The following is a 17,035-nucleotide window of genomic DNA, read 5'->3' on the forward strand; positions in this document are numbered from 1 at the left end:
GACGGGTGATATCCTTATCACGATTCCGCGAAACCACCTACTCGCCCGTCGGCGCCCGGTCGGGCCTCGGGCCGCTCAGTCCAGCGTGCGCGGCAGGGCCGTGCCGCGCACCAGGTCGGCGGCCGGGACGGCGCCCCTGCCTTCGCGCTGCGCGGTCAGGACGCGAACCGCGCCGGCGCCGCAGGAAACGGTCAGCGGCGGCGCGATCACCTCGCCCGGCGCGCCGGTCCCTTCGGCGGCGCGGGCGTCGAGCAGTTTCAGCCGCACGTCACCGGCCAGGCACCAGGCACCGGGAAAGGGAGAGAGGCCGCGGATCAGCCGCGCCACCTCGGCGGCGGGACGGGTCCAGTCGATCCGGGCCTCGGCCTTGTCGATCTTCGCTGCATACGTAATGCCCGCTTGCGTCTGCGGCTCCGGGGTGAGCGTGTCCAGGCTGGCCAGCGCCTCGACGATCAGGGCCGCGCCCATGCCGGTCAGCCTGTCGTCCAGGCGGGCGGCGGTGTCCTTCTCGGTAATGGGCGTGGCAGCGCGCAGCAGAACCGGCCCGGTGTCGAGCCCGGCCTCCATGCGCATGATGCACACGCCCGTTTCGGTGTCCCCGGCGATGATCGCGCGCTGGATCGGCGCCGCGCCGCGCCAGCGCGGGAGCAGCGAGGCATGGATGTTCAGGCATCCCTGCCGGGGCGCGTCCAGAACCGGCTGCGGCAGGATAAGGCCGTAGGCGACCACGACGGCCACATCCGCGCGCAGCGCCGCGAAGGCGGCCTGTTCCTCCGCATCCCTGAGCGAGGCGGGATGGCGCACTTCCAGCCCCAGCGCCTCGGCGCGGGTCTGCACGGGCGAGGCGCGGGGCTTCTTGCCGCGCCCGGCGGGGCGGGGCGGCTGGCAATAGACCGCCGGGATCTCGTGCCCCGCCGCGACCAGCGCATCGAGCGCGGGGACCGAGAAATCGGGCGTGCCCATGAAGACGATCCTCATCCGCGCCTCCGTAGCTTTTCGGCCCGCGCCAGAAGCAGGCGGCGTTTCATCGGTTTCAGGCGGTCGGCATAGATCATGCCGTCCAGATGGTCGATCTGGTGCTGGACACTGGTCGCCCAGAGCCCGACGAACTCGCGCTCCTCCATCTCGCCCCCGGCGTTCAGGAAGCGCACCGTCACGGCGCGCGGCCGCTCGATGACGGCCGAGACGCCGGGCAGGTTGGGGCTGGCTTCCTCGTGGCTTCGCATCCGGGCGGAGGCATGCAGGATCTCGGGATTGGCCAGCCGGATCAGCCCGTCGCGTGTGTCGGAGGCATCGACGACCGCCAGCCGCTGCATCACCCCGATCTGCACCGCGGCCAGGCCGACGCCCGGCATGGCATACATCGTGTCGGCCATGTCGTCCCAGATCGCGCGGGTCTCCGCCGTCTCCTCGGACAGCGGCGGCACCGCGGTTCTCAGACGCTTGTCGGGCCAGGGAACGAAGGGGCGCCGCGCCATGTCAGGCTTTCGCACGCTCGCGTTTCACCTTCTGCATCTTGCGGGTGATCATCTGGCGTTTGAGCGCCGAGAGATAGTCGATGAAGAGCCGCCCGTTCAGGTGGTCGATTTCGTGCTGCACGCAGGTCGCCCAGAGTCCGGCGAATTCCTCCTCGCGCGGCTTGCCGTCGATGTCGAGATAGCGGACGCGCACCTCGGCGGGGCGCGTCACCTCGGCATATTGCTCGGGGATCGAGAGGCAGCCCTCCTCGTAGGTGTTGAGTGCCTCGGAAGTCCAGGTGATCTCCGGGTTGATGAGCACCCTGGGGTCGGGCGTGGCGTCCTCGCCCTTCTCGCAATCCATCACCAGCAGACGGTCGAGGACACCCACCTGCGGCGCGGCCAGACCGATGCCCGGCGCGTCATACATGGTCTCCAGCATGTCGTCGGCCAGCCGGCGCGTCTCGGCCGTGACCTCCGCCACAGGGGCGCAGATCTTCTTCAGCCGTGGGTCCGGATGGATCAGGATGTCGCGTAAACTCATGGCAGGGGATTTAGGCGATCCCCCCGGCGCGCGCAACTGTCGGCTTTTTGACTTGCACGGCAACCCAGCGCCGCTAGCCTGCGCGCGAACACCGAAGCGGAGCGCATACATGGATTTCGACCGGATCATCGACCGTCGTGGAACCCGTTGCAACAAATGGGACAAGATGGAGGCGCTCTATGGCGTGTCGCCCGAGGACGGGCTGGCGATGTGGGTGGCGGACATGGATTTCCGCTCGGCCGACTGCATCCAGGATGCGGTGCGCGAATTGCTCGATCACGGGATCTACGGGTATTACGGGCCGGATACCGAGTACCGGCGGGCGATCCAGTGGTGGATGCAGACGCGGCATGGCTGGCCAATCGCGCCGGACTGGATTTTCACCACGCACGGGGTGGTGAATGGCGTCGGGCTGACCTTGCAGACCTTCACCGAACCGGGCGACGGCATCGTGCTCTTCACGCCGGTCTACCACGCCTTCGCGCGGGTGATCCACGGCGCCGGCCGCGCCGTGGTCGAATGCCCGCTGGTCGAAAGGGACGGCCGCTACGAGATGGATTTCGACGCCTATGACCGGCAGATGACCGGGGACGAGAAGGCGGTGATCCTCTGCTCGCCGCACAATCCCGGCGGCCGGGTCTGGACCGAGGCGGAATTGCAGGCAGTCGCGGCTTTCTGCGAACGCCACGACCTGTTGCTCATCTCCGACGAGATTCATCAGGATCTGGTCTATCCCGGCGCGGGACACATTCCCATGCCGTTTGCAGCACCCGGCATCGTGGACCGGCTGGTGATGCTGACCGCGCCCTCCAAGACCTTCAACATTGCCGGGACGCATACCGGCAACGTGATCATCGAAGACGCGGCCCTGCGGCGGAAATTCGCGGCCACGATGGCCGGGCTCGGCGTTTCGGCCAGCAATTTCGGGATGCACATGACCAAGGCGGCCTATTCGCCCGAGGGTGCCGCCTGGGTGGATGAACTGGTTGCCTATCTGGATGGCAATCGCCGGGCCTTCGATGCCGGCGTCAACGCGATCCCCGGCCTGGCCTCGATGCGGATGGAATCGACCTATCTCGCCTGGGTGGATTTCTCCGGTACCGGCATGGACCGGGCCGAATTCACGCGCCGGGTGGAGCAGGAGGCGCGGATCGCCGCCAATCACGGCCCCACATTCGGCACCGGGGGCGAGAATTTCCTGCGTTTCAACATCGGCACGCAGCGCGCCCGCATTGACGAGGCAGTGGCAAGGCTCCGGCACGCATTCGCCGATCTTCAGTAGCCCTCCGGCCGGTAAACGCCGCTGCGCGGTGAATTCTGCGCTGCGGCATGTTGCGCGCGGTCGCGCAATATTCTATCCACACGGCGGACCGTTTTGACACATCCTTACCGGAGAAACCCGACCATGAGTTTCCGCATCCAGCCTCAGCCGCCCGCACGCCCGAACCGTTGCCAGCTTTTCGGACCTGGCTCGAATCCCAAGCTCTTCGAGAAAATGGCCGCCTCCGAGGCCGATGTCATCAATATCGACCTGGAGGATTCGGTGGCGCCCGGCGACAAGGATGCGGCGCTTCGGAACACGATTCAGGCGATCAACGACGTGGACTGGGGCCGCAAGACCCTGTCGGTGCGGATCAACGGGCTCGATTCACCCTTCTGGTACCGCGACGTGGTCGATCTGCTGGAACAGGCGGGCGAGAGGCTCGACCAGATCATGATCCCCAAGGCGGGCTGCGCGGCGGATATCTATGCGGTGGATGCGCTCGTGACCTCGATCGAGGCCGCGAAGGGCCGCAAGAAGCGGATCGCGTTCGAGGTGATCATCGAATCCGCCGCCGGCATCGCCCATGTGGAGGAGATCGCCGCCGCCTCGCCCCGGCTGGCAGCGATGAGCCTGGGGGCCGCGGATTTCGCGGCCTCGATGGGGATGCAGACCACTGGCATCGGCGGCACGCAGGAAAACTACTACATGCTGCATGATGGGCAGAAGCACTGGTCCGATCCCTGGCACTGGGCGCATGTGGCGATTGTCGCGGCGTGCCGGACGCACGGCCTGCTGCCCGTGGACGGCCCGTTCGGCGATTTCTCCGACGATGACGGGTTCCGCGCCCAGGCGTGGCGGTCGGCGACGCTGGGCATGGTCGGGAAATGGGCGATCCATCCCAAGCAGATTGCGCTGGCCAACGAGGTCTTCACCCCGTCCGATGCGGCCGTGACCGAAGCCCGCGAGATCCTTCAGGCGATGGAAGACGCCAAGGCCCGCGGCGAGGGCGCGACCACTTACAAAGGGCGCTTGGTGGACATCGCCTCGATCAAGCAGGCCGAAGTCGTGGTCAAGCAGGCCGAGATGATTTCACGCTGATTTGCCTTTTCCCCGGCGGCGTCGCTGATAGTCTCGCTGCATCGAGGCAGCCGGGGGAACCGATCCATGACCGACGCGGATCCGAATTCGGAACAGGCAGAATTCTGGAACGGCCCCAGCGGGCTGAAATGGATCGAAAACGAGGAGGGGATGGACGCGATCCTGAGCGTCGTCTCCGCCGGGCTTCTCGACCGCGGCGCCATCCGTCCCGGTGAGCGGGTGCTGGAAGTCGGCTGCGGCACCGGGGCCAATTCGCTGCTGCTGGCCGAGGCTGTGGGACCGAAGGGCGAGGTTCTGGCGCTCGACATCTCCGAGCCCCTGCTGGCGCGCGCCGCCGCACGACGCGACGCTGCCGGCCTGACGCAGCCCGAGTTCCGGCTGGCCGACGCACAGACCGCCGCGTTGCCGAAGGCGCATTTCGATCTTCTGATCTCGCGATTCGGGGTGATGTTCTTCGCCGATCCGCAAGCGGCCTTCGCCAATATGCGCACCGCGCTGGCGCGCGGCGGGCGATTGGTCTTCGCCTGCTGGGCCGGGATCGAGGGCAACCCCTGGTTCCGCCTGCCCCGCGACGTGGCGGCGAACCGGCTGGGCTGGCCCGACCCACCGGAGCACGGCGCGCCCGGCCCGATGGCCTTCGCCGACAGCGGCCGTGTCACCGGCCTGATGGCGCAGGCCGGGTTCGCCGATCCGCAAGCCAAGGAGGTGACGCTGGAGTTGCACCATCCCGGCGGCATTCCGGCGGCGGCGACGCTGGCCTCGCGAGTGGGCCTTGCCGCGCGTATCCTCAAGGATTTCGACGGCACCGACGCGGACGCAGCCGCGATCCGCGCGGGGATCGAGGCGGCTTTTGCCGATTTCGCGGCGCCGGACGGGGCGCGCATTCCGGCCCGCGTGATCTTCTACACCGCCCGCGCGGAGTGACCGCGGCGCGCGCTTGGCCGTTGCAATCCGGGGCCACGGGCCTCATATAGGCTGCCACCCGCGGACGGGACGGAGCGATCCATGCAGAACTACCTCGAATTCGAGAAGCCCCTGGCCGAGATCGAAGGCAAGGCCGAGGAGCTGCGCGCGATGGCGCGGACGAGCGAGGAGACGGATGTCAGCAAGGAGGCCGAGGCGCTGGACCGGAAGGCCGCCGACATGCTGCGCGACCTCTACAAGGATCTCAGCCCCTGGCGGAAATGCCAGGTGGCGCGGCATCCCGACCGGCCGCATTGCAAGGATTACATCGACGCGCTCTTCACCGAATACACGCCCCTGGCGGGCGACCGGAACTTCGCCGACGACCACGCGGTGATGGGCGGGCTGGCGCGGCTGGGCGACCGCCCGGTCATGGTAATCGGCCATGAAAAGGGCCATGACACCAAGACCCGGATCGAGCGGAATTTCGGCATGGCCCGGCCCGAGGGCTATCGCAAGGCGATCCGGCTGATGGATCTGGCGCAACGGTTCAAGCTGCCGGTGGTGACGCTGGTGGACACGCCTGGCGCCTATCCCGGCAAGGGCGCCGAGGAACGCGGCCAGTCCGAGGCGATCGCGCGCTCCACCCAGAAATGCCTTCAACTCGGGGTTCCACTGGTGACTGTGATCATCGGCGAGGGCGGCTCGGGCGGCGCGGTGGCCTTCGCCACGGCGAATCGCGTCGCGATGCTGGAGCATTCGGTCTATTCCGTGATCTCGCCGGAAGGCTGCGCCTCGATCCTGTGGAAGGACGCCGACAAGATGCGCGAGGCGGCCGAGGCGCTGCGGCTGACGGCGCAGGATCTGGCCAAGCTGGGCGTGGCCGACCGGGTGATCCCCGAGCCGCTGGGCGGCGCGCAACGCGACCGCCATGCCACGGTCGCCGCCGTCGGCAAGGCCCTGGCCGAGATGATTGTCGAGCTGGAGAAGAAGACCCCGGAGCAACTCGTCGACGACCGGCGCAAGAAGTTCCTCGATCTCGGCTCCAAGGGGCTGGCGGCCTGACCCGGCCCCGGTCCGACGATGAAATTTTCGCGCGCAGCGGAGCGTCCGCGCGCAATTTCCTTGCCAAATTCCGGGTATCGTCTATCCGGGGTGCATCGAAAATATGGGAACACCGATCTTTATGCCCGTGATGAACGCGACCGGGGCCACGCCCCAGCACATGAGCAACGCCAAAGACTGGGTAAAAGTGCTGGCGCGGTACCGTGAACCGAACCATCTGCGCAGCGCCTTCGAACTGGCGGTCAGTCTGGTGCCGTTCCTGATCCTCTGGGCGCTGGCCTGGTGGTCGATCTCGGTCAGCTACTGGCTGGCGATGGGGCTGTCGGTCGTCAACGGCGCTTTCCTGGTGCGCATCTTCGCGATCCAGCACGATTGCGGGCACGCGGCCTTCTTCCGCAACCGGCAGGTCAGCGACTGGATCGGCCGCGCGCTGGGCGTGCTGACCCTGACGCCCTATGACGTCTGGCGGCGCGCCCACGCGCAGCACCATTCCAGCGCCGGCAACCTGGACAAGCGCGGCATGGGCGACATCGCCACCCTGACGGTCGAGGAGTACCGGTCGCGGTCGCGCTTCGGGCGGCTGAAATACCGCCTCTATCGGCATCCGCTGACGCTTTTCGTGCTGGGCCCCTGCATCCAGTTCCTGTTCGTCCACCGGCTGCCGATGGGCCTCATGGATGCCGGCTGGCGCTACTGGGTCAGCGCGATGGGCACCAATGCCTGCCTGGCGCTGGGACTGGGGCTGATCGGGTATTTCGGCGGGGTGATGCCGATCCTCCTGGTCTTCTTGCCCAGTTCGCTCATCGCGGCCTCGATCGGGGTCTGGCTCTTCTATGTCCAGCACCAGTTCGAGGAGACCGAGTGGGATCACGAGCCGGACTGGCAGCTTCACGACGCCGCGCTGCATGGCAGTTCGCATTACGTGCTGCCGAAGGTACTGCAATGGATGACCGCAAATATCGGCGTGCACCATGTGCACCATCTCTACAGCCGCATCCCCTTCTACCGCTTGCCGGAGGTCCTGCGTGACCATGCGGTACTGGCCGAGGCACAGCGCATGACGCTGATGGAGAGTTTCGCCTGCGTCAAGCTCCAGCTCTGGGATGAGCAGCGGCGGCGGTTGTTGTCCTATGCCCAGGCGCGCGCAATTTACGGGACGCTCTGACCGGCAGGGTGGAAGCCGGCCTCCTCCATCAATCGGTTCGAGGCGCCCTCGATCTCGGTTTCCAGCCGGGCCATGAAGGCGCGCTGGTCCATTCCCGTTTCGATGCGCGGCAGGAACTCCACGACCGCGAGGCCGGGCTTGCGGTAGATGCCGGTGCGCGGCCAGAACACGCCGACATTGGTGGCCACGGGCACGCAATCCTGTGCCAGCTTGTCATAGAGGATCGCCGGCCCGATCTTGTAGGGCAGGTAATGGCCCGGCGCGACGCGCGTGCCCTGCGGGTAGATAATGAGTTGACCGGGATGGGCGCGGTCCTTCTCGACCCCGTCCACCATCTGCTGAATGGCGCGTCCGCGCCTGCCGCGGTCCACCGGTACGCACCCGATGCGCAGTGCGTACCAGCCAAGCACCGGCGCCCAGCGCAATTCCCGCTTCATGATGAATTTTGGGCGCGGCACCTCGCTGACGATCAGGATGATGTCGAAGAAGGACTGGTGCTTGGCGCAGACCAGAACCTCGTCCTGCGGCACCGCGCCGCGCACTTCCGAGCGCAGCCCGACCATCCAGCGCGCCGTCCAGCGGACCCAGCGGCAATAGGTGCGGACCGCGGCGAAGGCCCATTTGCGGTCCAGCATCGCCAGCGGGGTGAAGAAGACCGCCATCAGCGCCATCGTGGCATACATCTGCCCCACGAAGACCAGAGAGCGGAGCCAGCGCCAGGCATGGGCGATCATGTCAGCCCCCTCAAGGTGCGGATCGCCGCCAAGCGGGTGGCCCAGAAGGCGGTGATGGCGGCCAGCGGCGGGATCGCCAGCGGCCAGAGCCAGTGCCAGCCCTGGAAGCCCAGCCCTGTCAGGAAGCCGCCCTGCTCGTCCGCGGCGGGCAGGAACATGATCGCGATGAGCCCCGCCACCGTCCCGACCGTAGCGCCGCTCAGCGTCCGGTTGGTGAAACGCCGCACGAAGGCCCGCGCGATGTAGCTGTCCTGCGCGCCCACCAGCCGCAGCACGCCGATCACGCGGGCATTGGCGGCCAGCGCCGCGTTGGCGGCCAGCGTGATCATCGCCGCGGTCGATAGCGCGATCAGCCCGATGGCGATCAGCCCGAAGGCCCTGAGCCGCCCGGCGGCCTCCACCAGCGGGCGGCGCCAGCGCGTGTGATCGTCGAGCACGGCGCCCGGCGCCTCGGCCGCGAGCCTCAGCCGCAGCCCGTCCGGATCGAAGCCCGCTTCGGATTCGATCACCTCCACGAGGCTCGGGATGGGCAGCGTCTCGATCGGCAGATCGGGGCCGAACCAGGGTTCCAGCAACGCCGCTTGTTCGGCCCGGCTCATCAGTCGCGCATCGGCCACGCCCGGCGTGGTGCGCAGCACCTCGAGCACCGCGGCCTCCTGAATGGGCATCTGGTCCTCGGGCGCGGAGATGCGCACCGTGGAACTGCGCGCGAGCTGGTCCGACCACCGGTCCGCCAGCCGCCCGGTGGCCAGCGACAGCGCCAGCGCGAAGACCGCGAGGAAGGCCATCGCCGCCGAGGTGAAGACGGTCAGCCGCGCCGTGAAGCCGGAAGGCGGCACCACGCGGTCGGCCTTGCTATCGCCCGCCAGCAGGGCTGCGGCGCCAAGCAGGCGGGCCTTCACAGGTCGGCCCCCGCAAGCTGCAGCCGACCGCCGCGAAGCCGAAGCACCCGCGCTGGTACATGCGCCTTGGCAGCACGGATCAGGTTCATGTCATGCGTCGCGATCACCACCGCCTTGCCCATGCGGTTGAGCTCGATGAGCAACCGCAGGAGCCGCTGCGCCATGTCCCAGTCGATGTTGCCGGTCGGCTCGTCGGCCAGGATCACCTCCGGCGACGTGACCACCGCACGGGCCAGCGCGGCGCGCTGCCGCTCGCCGCCCGAAAGCTCTGGCGGCAGCGCGTTGCGCCGCGCCTCCAGCCCGACCCAGGAAAGAAGCTCCTCCAGATCGGCGGCGGCCTCGGCAGTGTCGCGGCCAGCGACCGAAAGCGGCAGCGACAGGTTCTCGGCCAGCGGCAGGTGGTCCAGAAACTCGCAGTTCTGATGCACCACGCCGATCCGGCGGCGGGTGAAAGCGACATCGTCGCGGGTCATCTCGCGCACGTCGCGGCCCAGGATGCGGGCGCTTCCGCGCTTGGGCAACAACTCCATGTAGCACAGTTTCAGGAAGGTGGTCTTGCCCGAGCCGGACGGTCCGGTCAGGAAATGGAACGAGCCCGGCGGAATATGCAGATCCAGCTCGGCCAGAAGTTCGCCGCCGTCATAGCCATAGGCCGCTTGCGAGAGTTCGATCACCATTCATGCCTCATTCCGACCCGCGGTTCCGGCAAGTCCGGCCCGAACGGCTCTGACCTTTCCTGCCGCATCGAATGCTTGGAATGCAAGGCTTCGCTCGGTACAAGATTGAAAAGCGGCGAATCGGCACCTGCCGCCGCAAAACCGCACGAGGAGCAGCATGCGTCTGGTTTGCCCAAATTGCGCCGCCCAGTACGAGGTCGACGACAGTGCGATCCCCGAGGGCGGGCGCGACGTGCAATGTTCGAATTGCGGGCATACCTGGATGCAATTTCCGGAAGGGCATGAGACAGCCGACCGGGCGGGCGCCGCGCTTGCGGAAGAGGATACCGCGCCCGAACCGTCCGGGGAGACGGCGGCCGAAGCGGCCCCGGACGAAGCCGAAGCGGTCCCGGACGAAGAGGAACAGGCGGCCGACGCCGCCACGCAGGACGCCGCCGCCGATGCGCCGGATCGCGGCACCCGGCTATCCGGGCGGGACAGGGAACATCGCGATGCCGCGGCGGCGCTCGCCGCGGCGCTTGGCATGGCCCCCGGCGACGGGAAATCCGACGACGAAGCGCCGCACGACCGTGGCAGCGGCACGCCGGAACGCCGGCCGGTTGATCAGGCCGTGCTCGATATCCTGCGCGAGGAAGCGGAGCGCGAGTCGCTCGAGACCCAGACCGAATTGGGGCTGAGCGACGAACCGGCCGCGCCGCGAACGCCTCCCCGCGAGACTGAACACAAGGAAAGCCGGACAGCCGTGGCACCGGCCCCGCGGCGGCGGGAGCCCGGCGAATCGCGCCGGGAATTGCTGCCCGATATCGAACAGATCAACTCCTCCCTGCGCTCGGCCTCCGACAGCACGCGCGAGCGGCCCGCGGCCAGCGACGTGATGATCGAGGAGCCGGAAACAGGCCGCAGCAGCGGACACCGCGCGGGCTTCCGCGTGGGCTTCGTGCTGGCCGGGCTGATCTTCCTGATGCTGACGGTCGTCTATCTGCGTCCGGTGCGCGTGATCGAGGCAGCGCCCGACACCGCGCCCTTCGTCACCGCCTTTGTGGAGCATGTGGATACGCTGCGCGCGGGGCTGGCCTCGATTGTCGGCACTGGCCTGTCGAATTCCGGTGACGAGGCCGAAGACGACGGCGCCTGAGCGCGGTCAGACCCCGAAGAGCCGCCCCGGCCCCCAGCCGCGCGCCTCCACCCCCGCGAGGCGCAACAGGTGCCAGACCAGCGCCAGGTTGGACGAGATCACCGGCAGCCCCAATTCCCGCTCGGCCGTCTCGATGATGCCGAAGCTGCGCAGGTTGGTGCAGCTTGCGAAGATCGCATCGCAGTCCGCCTCTCCGGCGGCGGCCCGGATCGCGTCCAGCGTCGCGGCCTCGGTGATGCGGGCCACGGTCCAGTCATCCTTTTCGCCGAAGGATTGCTCGGCCACGGTCTCGATGCCGCTGCGCTTCAGCCGCGCGCGAATCGGCTCGGTCACGCTGGCCAGATAGGGCGTTACCAGCGCGATACGCCGTGCGCCCAGAGCCTCGAGCGCGGCCGTCACAGCCACTGCGGGATCGGTCACCGCGGCGTCGGGATGCGCCGACTGGATGTGCCGGGCGACCACGTCCGAGCCGATCACCGTGGCGCCGGAGGTGCAGGCATAGGCCACCGCGTCGAGCCCCGCCGGCAGCAGCGCCGCCGTCCCCGGCATTTCGGCCTCCATCAGCGCCAGGGTTTGCGGCGTGACATCGGCGTGGGCCGGGATGCGCGCATGCAGCAGGCTGATGCCGGGCCGGTCCATGACCCGGCGCGCCTCGTTCTCGATCGTCTCGTCGGTGGAGAGCACGATCATGCCCAGCCGTGCCGTCGTGCCGTATCCGTTGTCGAGCGTGTAATCGCGTGCCATCGCACCTCCCCCTCTCAGATCACCGGCAATTCCCGCGGCGCGCGGTCGGTCAGCAGGTCCGGCGCGCCATCGGTTATCAGGATATTCTCCTCATGCACCATGATTCGGCCATCGCTTCGCGACAGGCTGGGCTCCAGCGTCAGCACCATGCCCGGCTCCAGCACCGTGTTGTCATGCGGCGCCAGCGACGGCCATTCCGTCAGTTGCATCCCCAGTCCGTGGCCCAGGCGTCCGATCTCCGATCCGCCGCCCAGAATGCCGGACATTGCGTGGAAGAGATCCGCGCAGGTGGCGCCGGGGCGTGCGGCGGTGAGCCCGGCGTCGGTGGCGCGCCAGAGCGTCTCGTGCATCCGGCTGGCGTCGTCGCTGGCGTCCCGCACCGCCCAGTTGCGGTCGAAATCGCAGAAATAGCCCGCGAGCGTCGCGCCGGTGTCGAGCATCAGCACATCGCCCTCGCGCAGGGCCCGGTCATCTGGCGGCGAGATCACCCCGGAATAGCCGCCCGGCCCCGCGCCGCCGACCAGATAGGGAATGTCATCGGCGCCCGCTTCCAGGAGCGCGATTCGGAAGGCCCGGAACGCCGCGTCGAGCGGCTGGCCCTCGTGAAAAAGCTCCGGCGCGCGGGCAAAGGCCGCGCTGCCGATGCCGCAGATGCGCCGCAGCAGCGCGATCTCTGCGGGCGACTTGACCATCCGCAGCGCCCGCACCAGCGGCGTGGCGTCCGTGAACTCGGCGTCCAGACCGGCGCGCAGCCGCTCGAAATCCGCGAGTGGCATGCGCAGGCTCGATTCCGCGCCCATCGGCAGGCCGATGCGGCGGCAACCGGCGAGCGCCGAGCGGAGCAGCCGCTGCCCCTCCGCCTCACCGCCCGGTGCCGGAAAGGTGCGGATATCGCTGATCCATGTCTGCGCCATCAGGTCCGCGCCGATCTCGGGGATGACCGCAATGGGCGCGCCGTCGGCGGGAACCAGCAGGCACCAGACACGCGTGGGGCTTTGCCAGAAGAGCGTCCGGAAGCCCGAGAAATAGCGGAACTCCGCCTCGGTGCAGAGCAGCAGAGCGTCCATGCCGTCAGCACGCATGAGGGCCTGCGCGCGGGCCAGGCGGGCCTCGTATTCCGCCTGCGGGAAATCAGTCATCGACCGGTCCCTCCGAAAGGATCAGCAGCACCCGCGAATCTGCGTCGAGCCCCAGCGCGCCTGCCTTCAGCGCCGCCGCCAGCGCAGCGTAACCCGCCCCGCCTGAGGCAGAAGTGGCGAGCCCGTGACGCGCCAGGTCGGGCAGGATCGCCTCCACCTCCGCGTCGCTGACGGTGACGAAGTCGTCTGCCGTCGCGGCCAGGCATTTCAGCGCCATCAGCGACGGCTCCTTGCAGTCCAGCCGGCCCATGACCGAGGCCGGCCCCCCGGCATGGACGGGCCGGCCCGCCCGGATGCTTTCGGCCAAGGCCGGGGCGGCGTCTGGCTCCACCACGATCAGGCGCGGGGCGTCGCCCCAGGCGGGCCGCAGATGCGCGGCCAGCGCCGCGGCGAGCCCGCCCACACCGGCCTGAAGGAAGACATGGGTTGGCGGCGTGTCGAGCGCCTCCACGATTTCTGCGGCCATGGCCAGGTAGCCCTCCATCACCGCCTGCCCGGTCGTGCAGCCCTCCCAGGTCGAATCGGACAGGAGCGTCCAGCCCTCGGCCTCCGCGCGGGCTTCGGCGGCTTCCATGCTGGCAGCGTAATCCGCGCCCTCGACCATGACCTCGGCGCCGTAGCCGCGCAGCGTATCGGCAAAGGAGGCGGGGACGCTGCGTGCCAGATAGACCACCGCCCGCGCCCCGAAGACGCGCGCCCCGGCGGCCACCGAGAGGCCGTGATTGCCCGCGCTCGCGGTGACATAGACCCGGCCCGCCAGCGCCCTGGGCCCCGCCGCAGGGTCGTCGATTCGCGGACCGAGCGCGCTTGCTGCGTCCCGCGCGATGGCATAGGCCGCGCCCAGTGCCTTGAAGCTGCCCAGACCCATGCGCCCGCGCTCGTCCTTGACGTGCAGCGCCGCCAGCCCCAGTTCGGCGGCCAGCGCGCGAACCGGCACCAGCGGCGTCGCACAATGCGCCGGGCAACGCGCCAGAAGCTCCAGCGCGGGGGAGGGATCGGAGGCGACCTCGCCCTCGATCCCGGCGATGGCGGGCGGCAGCGCCGCGTGGCGGTAGGGGTTCGTCAGGTCTTTCATGCACGTATCCGTCGGCGGGTGTCGGACGGCATCATAAACGGCGTCGGCGATTGACGTGCATCATTCTCGCGGCTTTCATGAGAAAAATTCCCGTAAACCGGCATCGGAGGCCGCAATGCAGCTCGACCGTGCGGATCATGTCATCCTCGACGCAATGCAACGCAACGCCCGCACCGGGCTGGAAGCCCTTGCCGCCGATAGCGGGCTTTCCGTCGCTTCGGTCCAGCGGCGGGTCAGGCGTCTGCGCGATGCCGGCGTGATCCTTGGCGAGGTGGCGCTGCTCGACCCCGCGAAGGTCGGCCAGCCGATGGGCTTTGTCGTGATGGTGGAGCTGGAACGCGAGCGGCTCGATCAGATCGACGCCTTCACCCGCCGCGTGCAAGCCGAACCGCAGGTCCAGCAATGCTATTACGTGACCGGCGAGGCGGATTTCTGCCTGATCTGCATGGCCCGCGACATGGAGGATTTCCAGGCGCTGACGCACCGGCTCTTCTTCGAGAACGCCAATGTGCGGCGGTTCCGGACCTCGGTGATGATGGACCGCAAGAAGACCGGCCTGGCCGTGCCGATCCCTTGACACCGTTGCATTTGCAACGATACCCTTCCGGCTGATCTCTGACCTGGGGAGGAGTTCAGATGAATCGCCAGTCCACGCCGCGCGACATGGTCCAGGCGGGTAGTCCCGCCGCGACCCATCCCGGCTACATGCCCGGCTTCGGCAACGATTTCGAGACCGAGGCCCTGCCGGGCGCGCTGCCGCAGGGCATGAACAGCCCGCAGAAATGCAATTACGGGCTTTATGGCGAGCAGCTTTCGGGCACCGCCTTCACGGCGCCGAGCCACCAGAACGAACGCACCTGGTGCTACCGGATACGTCCCTCGGTCAAGCATTCGGGACGCTACCGGAAGATCGACCTGCCCTACTGGAAATCCGCGCCCTGCGTGGACCCGGACGTTATCAGCCTGGGCCAGTACCGCTGGGATCCGGTGCCGATGACGGACGCGCCGCTGACCTGGCTGACCGGCATGCGCACGATGACCACGGCGGGCGACGTGAACACCCAGACCGGCATGGCCAGCCATGTCTACCTGGTGACCGAAAGCATGACGGACGCCTATTTCTACTCCGCCGACAGCGAATTGCTGGTGGTCCCGCAGCAGGGCCGTCTGCGCTTCGCCACCGAGTTGGGCCTGATCGACCTGGCCCCGCGCGAGATTGCGATCCTCCCGCGCGGGCTGCTCTATCGCGTGGAAGTACTGGAAGGCCCCGCGCGCGGCTTCGTCTGCGAAAACTACGGTCAGAAATTCGAGCTTCCGGGCCGCGGGCCGATCGGCGCGAACTGCATGGCCAACCGGCGCGACTTCAAGACGCCCGTCGCGGCGTTCGAGGATCGCGAGGTGCCCTCCACCGTGACGGTGAAATGGTGCGGGCAGTTCCACCGGACCGAGATCGGGCAGAGCCCGCTCGACGTGGTGGCCTGGCACGGCAATTACGCGCCCTGCAAATACGACCTGGGCAATTACTGCCCGGTGGGCGCGGTGCTTTTCGACCATCCCGACCCGTCGATCTTCACGGTTTTGACCGCGCATTCGGGCGCTCCGGGCACGGCGAATATCGACTTCGTGCTGTTCAGGGAACGTTGGTTGGTCGCCGAGAACACGTTCCGGCCGCCCTGGTATCACAAGAACATCATGTCCGAGTTGATGGGCAATATACACGGGCAGTACGACGCCAAGCCTCAGGGCTTCGTCCCCGGCGGCATGAGCCTCCACAACATGATGCTGCCGCACGGTCCCGACCGCGCGGCCTTCGAGGGCGCCTCGAACGCCGCACTTGGACCTGAGAAGCTCGACGACACGATGTCCTTCATGTTCGAGACACGGTTTCCGCAGCACCTGACGGATTTTGCCGCATCCGAGGCGCCCTTGCAGGACGACTATATCGACTGCTGGGATGGGCTGGAGAAGAAGTTCGACGGCACGCCGGGGGAAAAATGAACGCGATCCTGTGGGCTCTGGGCGCGATCGTATTGGTCGTGCTGCTGGTGGTCTGGAATCTCAAGGCCCTGCGCCGGGCGCTGCGGCTTCAGGACCGGGGCGGGGATGACCGGAAAGACGACGAATGAAATTCGCTACGCTGGCAGATGACGCGCATCGTGACGGGCGGGCGGTGGCCGTCTCGGACGACCTGACCACCTGCCGGGCAATGCCGGTGAGCCTGCTGGACATGCTCGCGCAGGAGCCGAACGCCGTTGGCCCGCGAGGTCCCGAAATGCCCTTTGCCGAGGCTGATGCCCTGGCCCCGCTGCCGCGCGCGGCACAGTTCCTCGACGGGTCGGCTTATGTGAATCACGTTGCGCTGGTGCGCCAGGCGCGCGGGGCTGCGATGCCGGAAAGTTTCTGGACCGATCCGCTGATCTATCAGGGCTGCCCCGCGCCCTGCCTGCCGGCTACGGCCCCGATCACCGGCGATCCGAACTGGGGCATCGACTTCGAGGCCGAGGTCGCGGTGATCACCGGTGATGTGCCGCAGGGCGCGAACCCGGAGGCGGCTGCGGCTGCGATCCGGCTGGTGATGCTCTGCAACGACATCTCGCTGCGCAACCTGGTGCCGGGGGAACTGGCCAAGGGGTTCGGCTTCCTGCAATCGAAGCCGCCCAACGCCTTCTCCCCCGTTGCGGTGACGCCCGACGCGCTGCCGGGATGGGACGGGCGCAAGCTTCACGGCGCGCTCCGGGTCGATCTGAACGGGCAGCCCTTCGGGCGTGCCGATGCCGGGCGCGACATGACCTTCGATTTCGGCCAGCTCCTCGCGCATGCCGCGCGCACGCGCCCGCTGCCGGCGGGCACGATACTGGGCTCGGGCACGGTGTCGAACCGCGGCGCCGATGGCGGGCCGGGCCGTACCGTGGCCGCGGGCGGCGCGGGTTATTCGTGCATCGCCGAACAGCGCATGGTCGAGACGATCCTGACCGGCGCGCCGGTCACACCCTTCCTGCAGCCGGGCGACCGGGCGCGCATCTGGATGGAGGACGACCACGGCCGCTCGATCTTCGGCACCATCGCGCAGGAGGTGCAGGCGCCATGACCCGGACTCGGCTAGATCGCGCGACGCAAGCACAGCCCCGCCCGC

Annotated in this window: 19 protein-coding genes; 10 read left to right on the forward strand and 9 right to left on the reverse strand. The window is 68.2% G+C overall.

Annotated features, from left to right (window positions below):
- Window positions 1–75: 75 nt before the first annotated feature.
- The 3 genes from fmt to def (DDZ14_RS10100) are packed head-to-tail and all read right to left on the reverse strand — an operon-like array spanning window position 76 to window position 2,001.
- Entirely contained in the window at window positions 76–978 is a 903-nt protein-coding gene (fmt, locus tag DDZ14_RS10090; RefSeq protein ID WP_109424846.1) for a methionyl-tRNA formyltransferase, read from the reverse strand.
- On the reverse strand, window positions 975–1,478 hold the full coding sequence (gene def, locus DDZ14_RS10095) for a peptide deformylase (RefSeq protein ID WP_109424847.1): 504 nt from the start codon (window positions 1,476–1,478) through the stop codon (window positions 975–977). The genes fmt and def (DDZ14_RS10095) overlap by 4 nt, the downstream gene beginning before the upstream one ends.
- A gap of 1 nt (window position 1,479) precedes the next feature.
- Entirely contained in the window at window positions 1,480–2,001 is a 522-nt protein-coding gene (gene def / locus DDZ14_RS10100; protein ID WP_109424848.1) for a peptide deformylase, read from the reverse strand.
- Between the two features lie 109 nt (window positions 2,002–2,110).
- Here def (DDZ14_RS10100) and DDZ14_RS10105 point away from each other — a divergent pair, with 109 nt between their 5' ends.
- From DDZ14_RS10105 to DDZ14_RS10125, 5 genes are all read left to right on the forward strand, one after another.
- Window positions 2,111–3,283 (forward strand): MalY/PatB family protein, encoded by a 1,173-nt coding sequence (locus tag DDZ14_RS10105; RefSeq protein WP_109424849.1) that lies wholly within the window; start codon window positions 2,111–2,113, stop codon window positions 3,281–3,283.
- 123 nt (window positions 3,284–3,406) lie between these two features.
- Window positions 3,407–4,363 (forward strand): L-malyl-CoA/beta-methylmalyl-CoA lyase, encoded by a 957-nt coding sequence (locus DDZ14_RS10110; RefSeq protein WP_109424850.1) that lies wholly within the window; start codon window positions 3,407–3,409, stop codon window positions 4,361–4,363.
- 66 nt (window positions 4,364–4,429) lie between these two features.
- Window positions 4,430–5,287, forward strand: coding sequence for a class I SAM-dependent methyltransferase (locus tag DDZ14_RS10115; protein ID WP_109424851.1), 858 nt, complete (start codon window positions 4,430–4,432; stop codon window positions 5,285–5,287).
- An 81-nt stretch (window positions 5,288–5,368) separates the two neighbouring features.
- On the forward strand, window positions 5,369–6,331 hold the full coding sequence (locus tag DDZ14_RS10120) for an acetyl-CoA carboxylase carboxyltransferase subunit alpha (protein WP_109424852.1): 963 nt from the start codon (window positions 5,369–5,371) through the stop codon (window positions 6,329–6,331).
- Between the two features lie 121 nt (window positions 6,332–6,452).
- On the forward strand, window positions 6,453–7,496 hold the full coding sequence (locus tag DDZ14_RS10125) for a fatty acid desaturase (RefSeq protein ID WP_233252541.1): 1,044 nt from the start codon (window positions 6,453–6,455) through the stop codon (window positions 7,494–7,496).
- On the opposite strand, the gene DDZ14_RS10130 is transcribed toward DDZ14_RS10125, so the two are convergent.
- From DDZ14_RS10130 to DDZ14_RS10140, 3 genes are read right to left on the reverse strand one after another with little or no spacing between them, the layout of a single operon-like run.
- Window positions 7,481–8,227 carry a 1-acyl-sn-glycerol-3-phosphate acyltransferase gene (locus DDZ14_RS10130; RefSeq protein ID WP_109424959.1) on the reverse strand — a complete coding sequence of 249 codons (747 nt, stop codon included), beginning with the start codon at window positions 8,225–8,227 and terminating at the stop codon, window positions 7,481–7,483. The two genes, DDZ14_RS10125 and DDZ14_RS10130, sit on opposite strands and share 16 nt — an antisense overlap.
- Window positions 8,227–9,132, reverse strand: a complete 906-nt coding sequence (locus DDZ14_RS10135) for an ABC transporter permease (RefSeq protein ID WP_158275501.1) — start codon at window positions 9,130–9,132, stop codon at window positions 8,227–8,229. The genes DDZ14_RS10130 and DDZ14_RS10135 overlap by 1 nt, the downstream gene beginning before the upstream one ends.
- The gene (locus DDZ14_RS10140) at window positions 9,129–9,806 is read right to left on the reverse strand and encodes a cell division ATP-binding protein FtsE (RefSeq protein ID WP_109424961.1); all 678 of its coding nucleotides are present in this window, start codon (window positions 9,804–9,806) and stop codon (window positions 9,129–9,131) included. The genes DDZ14_RS10135 and DDZ14_RS10140 overlap by 4 nt, the downstream gene beginning before the upstream one ends.
- Before the next feature lie 160 nt (window positions 9,807–9,966).
- Here DDZ14_RS10140 and DDZ14_RS10145 point away from each other — a divergent pair, with 160 nt between their 5' ends.
- Entirely contained in the window at window positions 9,967–10,944 is a 978-nt protein-coding gene (locus tag DDZ14_RS10145; protein WP_109424853.1) for a zinc-ribbon domain-containing protein, read from the forward strand.
- A 6-nt stretch (window positions 10,945–10,950) separates the two neighbouring features.
- On the opposite strand, the gene DDZ14_RS10150 is transcribed toward DDZ14_RS10145, so the two are convergent.
- Genes DDZ14_RS10150 through DDZ14_RS10160 form a run of 3 tightly spaced genes read right to left on the reverse strand, consistent with a single transcriptional unit; the run spans window position 10,951 to window position 13,902 of the window.
- The gene (locus DDZ14_RS10150) at window positions 10,951–11,688 is read right to left on the reverse strand and encodes an aspartate/glutamate racemase family protein (protein WP_109424854.1); all 738 of its coding nucleotides are present in this window, start codon (window positions 11,686–11,688) and stop codon (window positions 10,951–10,953) included.
- A gap of 14 nt (window positions 11,689–11,702) precedes the next feature.
- A complete protein-coding gene (locus tag DDZ14_RS10155) occupies window positions 11,703–12,827 on the reverse strand; it encodes a Xaa-Pro peptidase family protein (protein ID WP_109424855.1) in 1,125 nt (374 codons plus the stop codon).
- A complete protein-coding gene (locus tag DDZ14_RS10160) occupies window positions 12,820–13,902 on the reverse strand; it encodes a pyridoxal-phosphate dependent enzyme (RefSeq protein ID WP_109424856.1) in 1,083 nt (360 codons plus the stop codon). Before DDZ14_RS10160 ends, DDZ14_RS10155 begins: the two co-directional genes overlap by 8 nt.
- Before the next feature lie 115 nt (window positions 13,903–14,017).
- Here DDZ14_RS10160 and DDZ14_RS10165 point away from each other — a divergent pair, with 115 nt between their 5' ends.
- From DDZ14_RS10165 to DDZ14_RS10175, 4 genes are read left to right on the forward strand one after another with little or no spacing between them, the layout of a single operon-like run.
- Window positions 14,018–14,479 (forward strand): Lrp/AsnC family transcriptional regulator, encoded by a 462-nt coding sequence (locus DDZ14_RS10165; protein WP_109424857.1) that lies wholly within the window; start codon window positions 14,018–14,020, stop codon window positions 14,477–14,479.
- 59 nt (window positions 14,480–14,538) lie between these two features.
- The gene (hmgA, locus tag DDZ14_RS10170) at window positions 14,539–15,900 is read left to right on the forward strand and encodes a homogentisate 1,2-dioxygenase (RefSeq protein ID WP_109424858.1); all 1,362 of its coding nucleotides are present in this window, start codon (window positions 14,539–14,541) and stop codon (window positions 15,898–15,900) included.
- A complete protein-coding gene (locus DDZ14_RS20135) occupies window positions 15,897–16,028 on the forward strand; it encodes a hypothetical protein (RefSeq protein WP_255417501.1) in 132 nt (43 codons plus the stop codon). The genes hmgA and DDZ14_RS20135 overlap by 4 nt, the downstream gene beginning before the upstream one ends.
- Window positions 16,025–16,990, forward strand: coding sequence for a fumarylacetoacetate hydrolase family protein (locus DDZ14_RS10175; RefSeq protein WP_109424859.1), 966 nt, complete (start codon window positions 16,025–16,027; stop codon window positions 16,988–16,990). Before DDZ14_RS20135 ends, DDZ14_RS10175 begins: the two co-directional genes overlap by 4 nt.
- Window positions 16,991–17,035: the final 45 nt, after the last annotated feature.

Source organism: Maritimibacter sp. 55A14, from assembly GCF_003122205.1.
In the GTDB taxonomy this organism is placed as follows: domain Bacteria; phylum Pseudomonadota; class Alphaproteobacteria; order Rhodobacterales; family Rhodobacteraceae; genus QEYE01.

What these genes read in the sequence shown, in the direction of transcription:
- fmt (WP_109424846.1), bottom strand. Translation starts at nt 978, where the DNA reads ATGAGGATCGTCTTCATGGGCACGCCCGATTTCTCGGTCCCCGCGCTC.
- def (WP_109424847.1), bottom strand. Translation starts at nt 1,478, where the DNA reads ATGGCGCGGCGCCCCTTCGTTCCCTGGCCCGACAAGCGTCTGAGAACC.
- def (WP_109424848.1), bottom strand. Translation starts at nt 2,001, where the DNA reads ATGAGTTTACGCGACATCCTGATCCATCCGGACCCACGGCTGAAGAAG.
- DDZ14_RS10105 (WP_109424849.1), top strand. Translation starts at nt 2,111, where the DNA reads ATGGATTTCGACCGGATCATCGACCGTCGTGGAACCCGTTGCAACAAA.
- DDZ14_RS10110 (WP_109424850.1), top strand. Translation starts at nt 3,407, where the DNA reads ATGAGTTTCCGCATCCAGCCTCAGCCGCCCGCACGCCCGAACCGTTGC.
- DDZ14_RS10115 (WP_109424851.1), top strand. Translation starts at nt 4,430, where the DNA reads ATGACCGACGCGGATCCGAATTCGGAACAGGCAGAATTCTGGAACGGC.
- DDZ14_RS10120 (WP_109424852.1), top strand. Translation starts at nt 5,369, where the DNA reads ATGCAGAACTACCTCGAATTCGAGAAGCCCCTGGCCGAGATCGAAGGC.
- DDZ14_RS10125 (WP_233252541.1), top strand. Translation starts at nt 6,453, where the DNA reads ATGCCCGTGATGAACGCGACCGGGGCCACGCCCCAGCACATGAGCAAC.
- DDZ14_RS10145 (WP_109424853.1), top strand. Translation starts at nt 9,967, where the DNA reads ATGCGTCTGGTTTGCCCAAATTGCGCCGCCCAGTACGAGGTCGACGAC.
- DDZ14_RS10150 (WP_109424854.1), bottom strand. Translation starts at nt 11,688, where the DNA reads ATGGCACGCGATTACACGCTCGACAACGGATACGGCACGACGGCACGG.
- DDZ14_RS10155 (WP_109424855.1), bottom strand. Translation starts at nt 12,827, where the DNA reads ATGACTGATTTCCCGCAGGCGGAATACGAGGCCCGCCTGGCCCGCGCG.
- DDZ14_RS10160 (WP_109424856.1), bottom strand. Translation starts at nt 13,902, where the DNA reads ATGAAAGACCTGACGAACCCCTACCGCCACGCGGCGCTGCCGCCCGCC.
- DDZ14_RS10165 (WP_109424857.1), top strand. Translation starts at nt 14,018, where the DNA reads ATGCAGCTCGACCGTGCGGATCATGTCATCCTCGACGCAATGCAACGC.
- hmgA (WP_109424858.1), top strand. Translation starts at nt 14,539, where the DNA reads ATGAATCGCCAGTCCACGCCGCGCGACATGGTCCAGGCGGGTAGTCCC.
- DDZ14_RS20135 (WP_255417501.1), top strand. Translation starts at nt 15,897, where the DNA reads ATGAACGCGATCCTGTGGGCTCTGGGCGCGATCGTATTGGTCGTGCTG.
- DDZ14_RS10175 (WP_109424859.1), top strand. Translation starts at nt 16,025, where the DNA reads ATGAAATTCGCTACGCTGGCAGATGACGCGCATCGTGACGGGCGGGCG.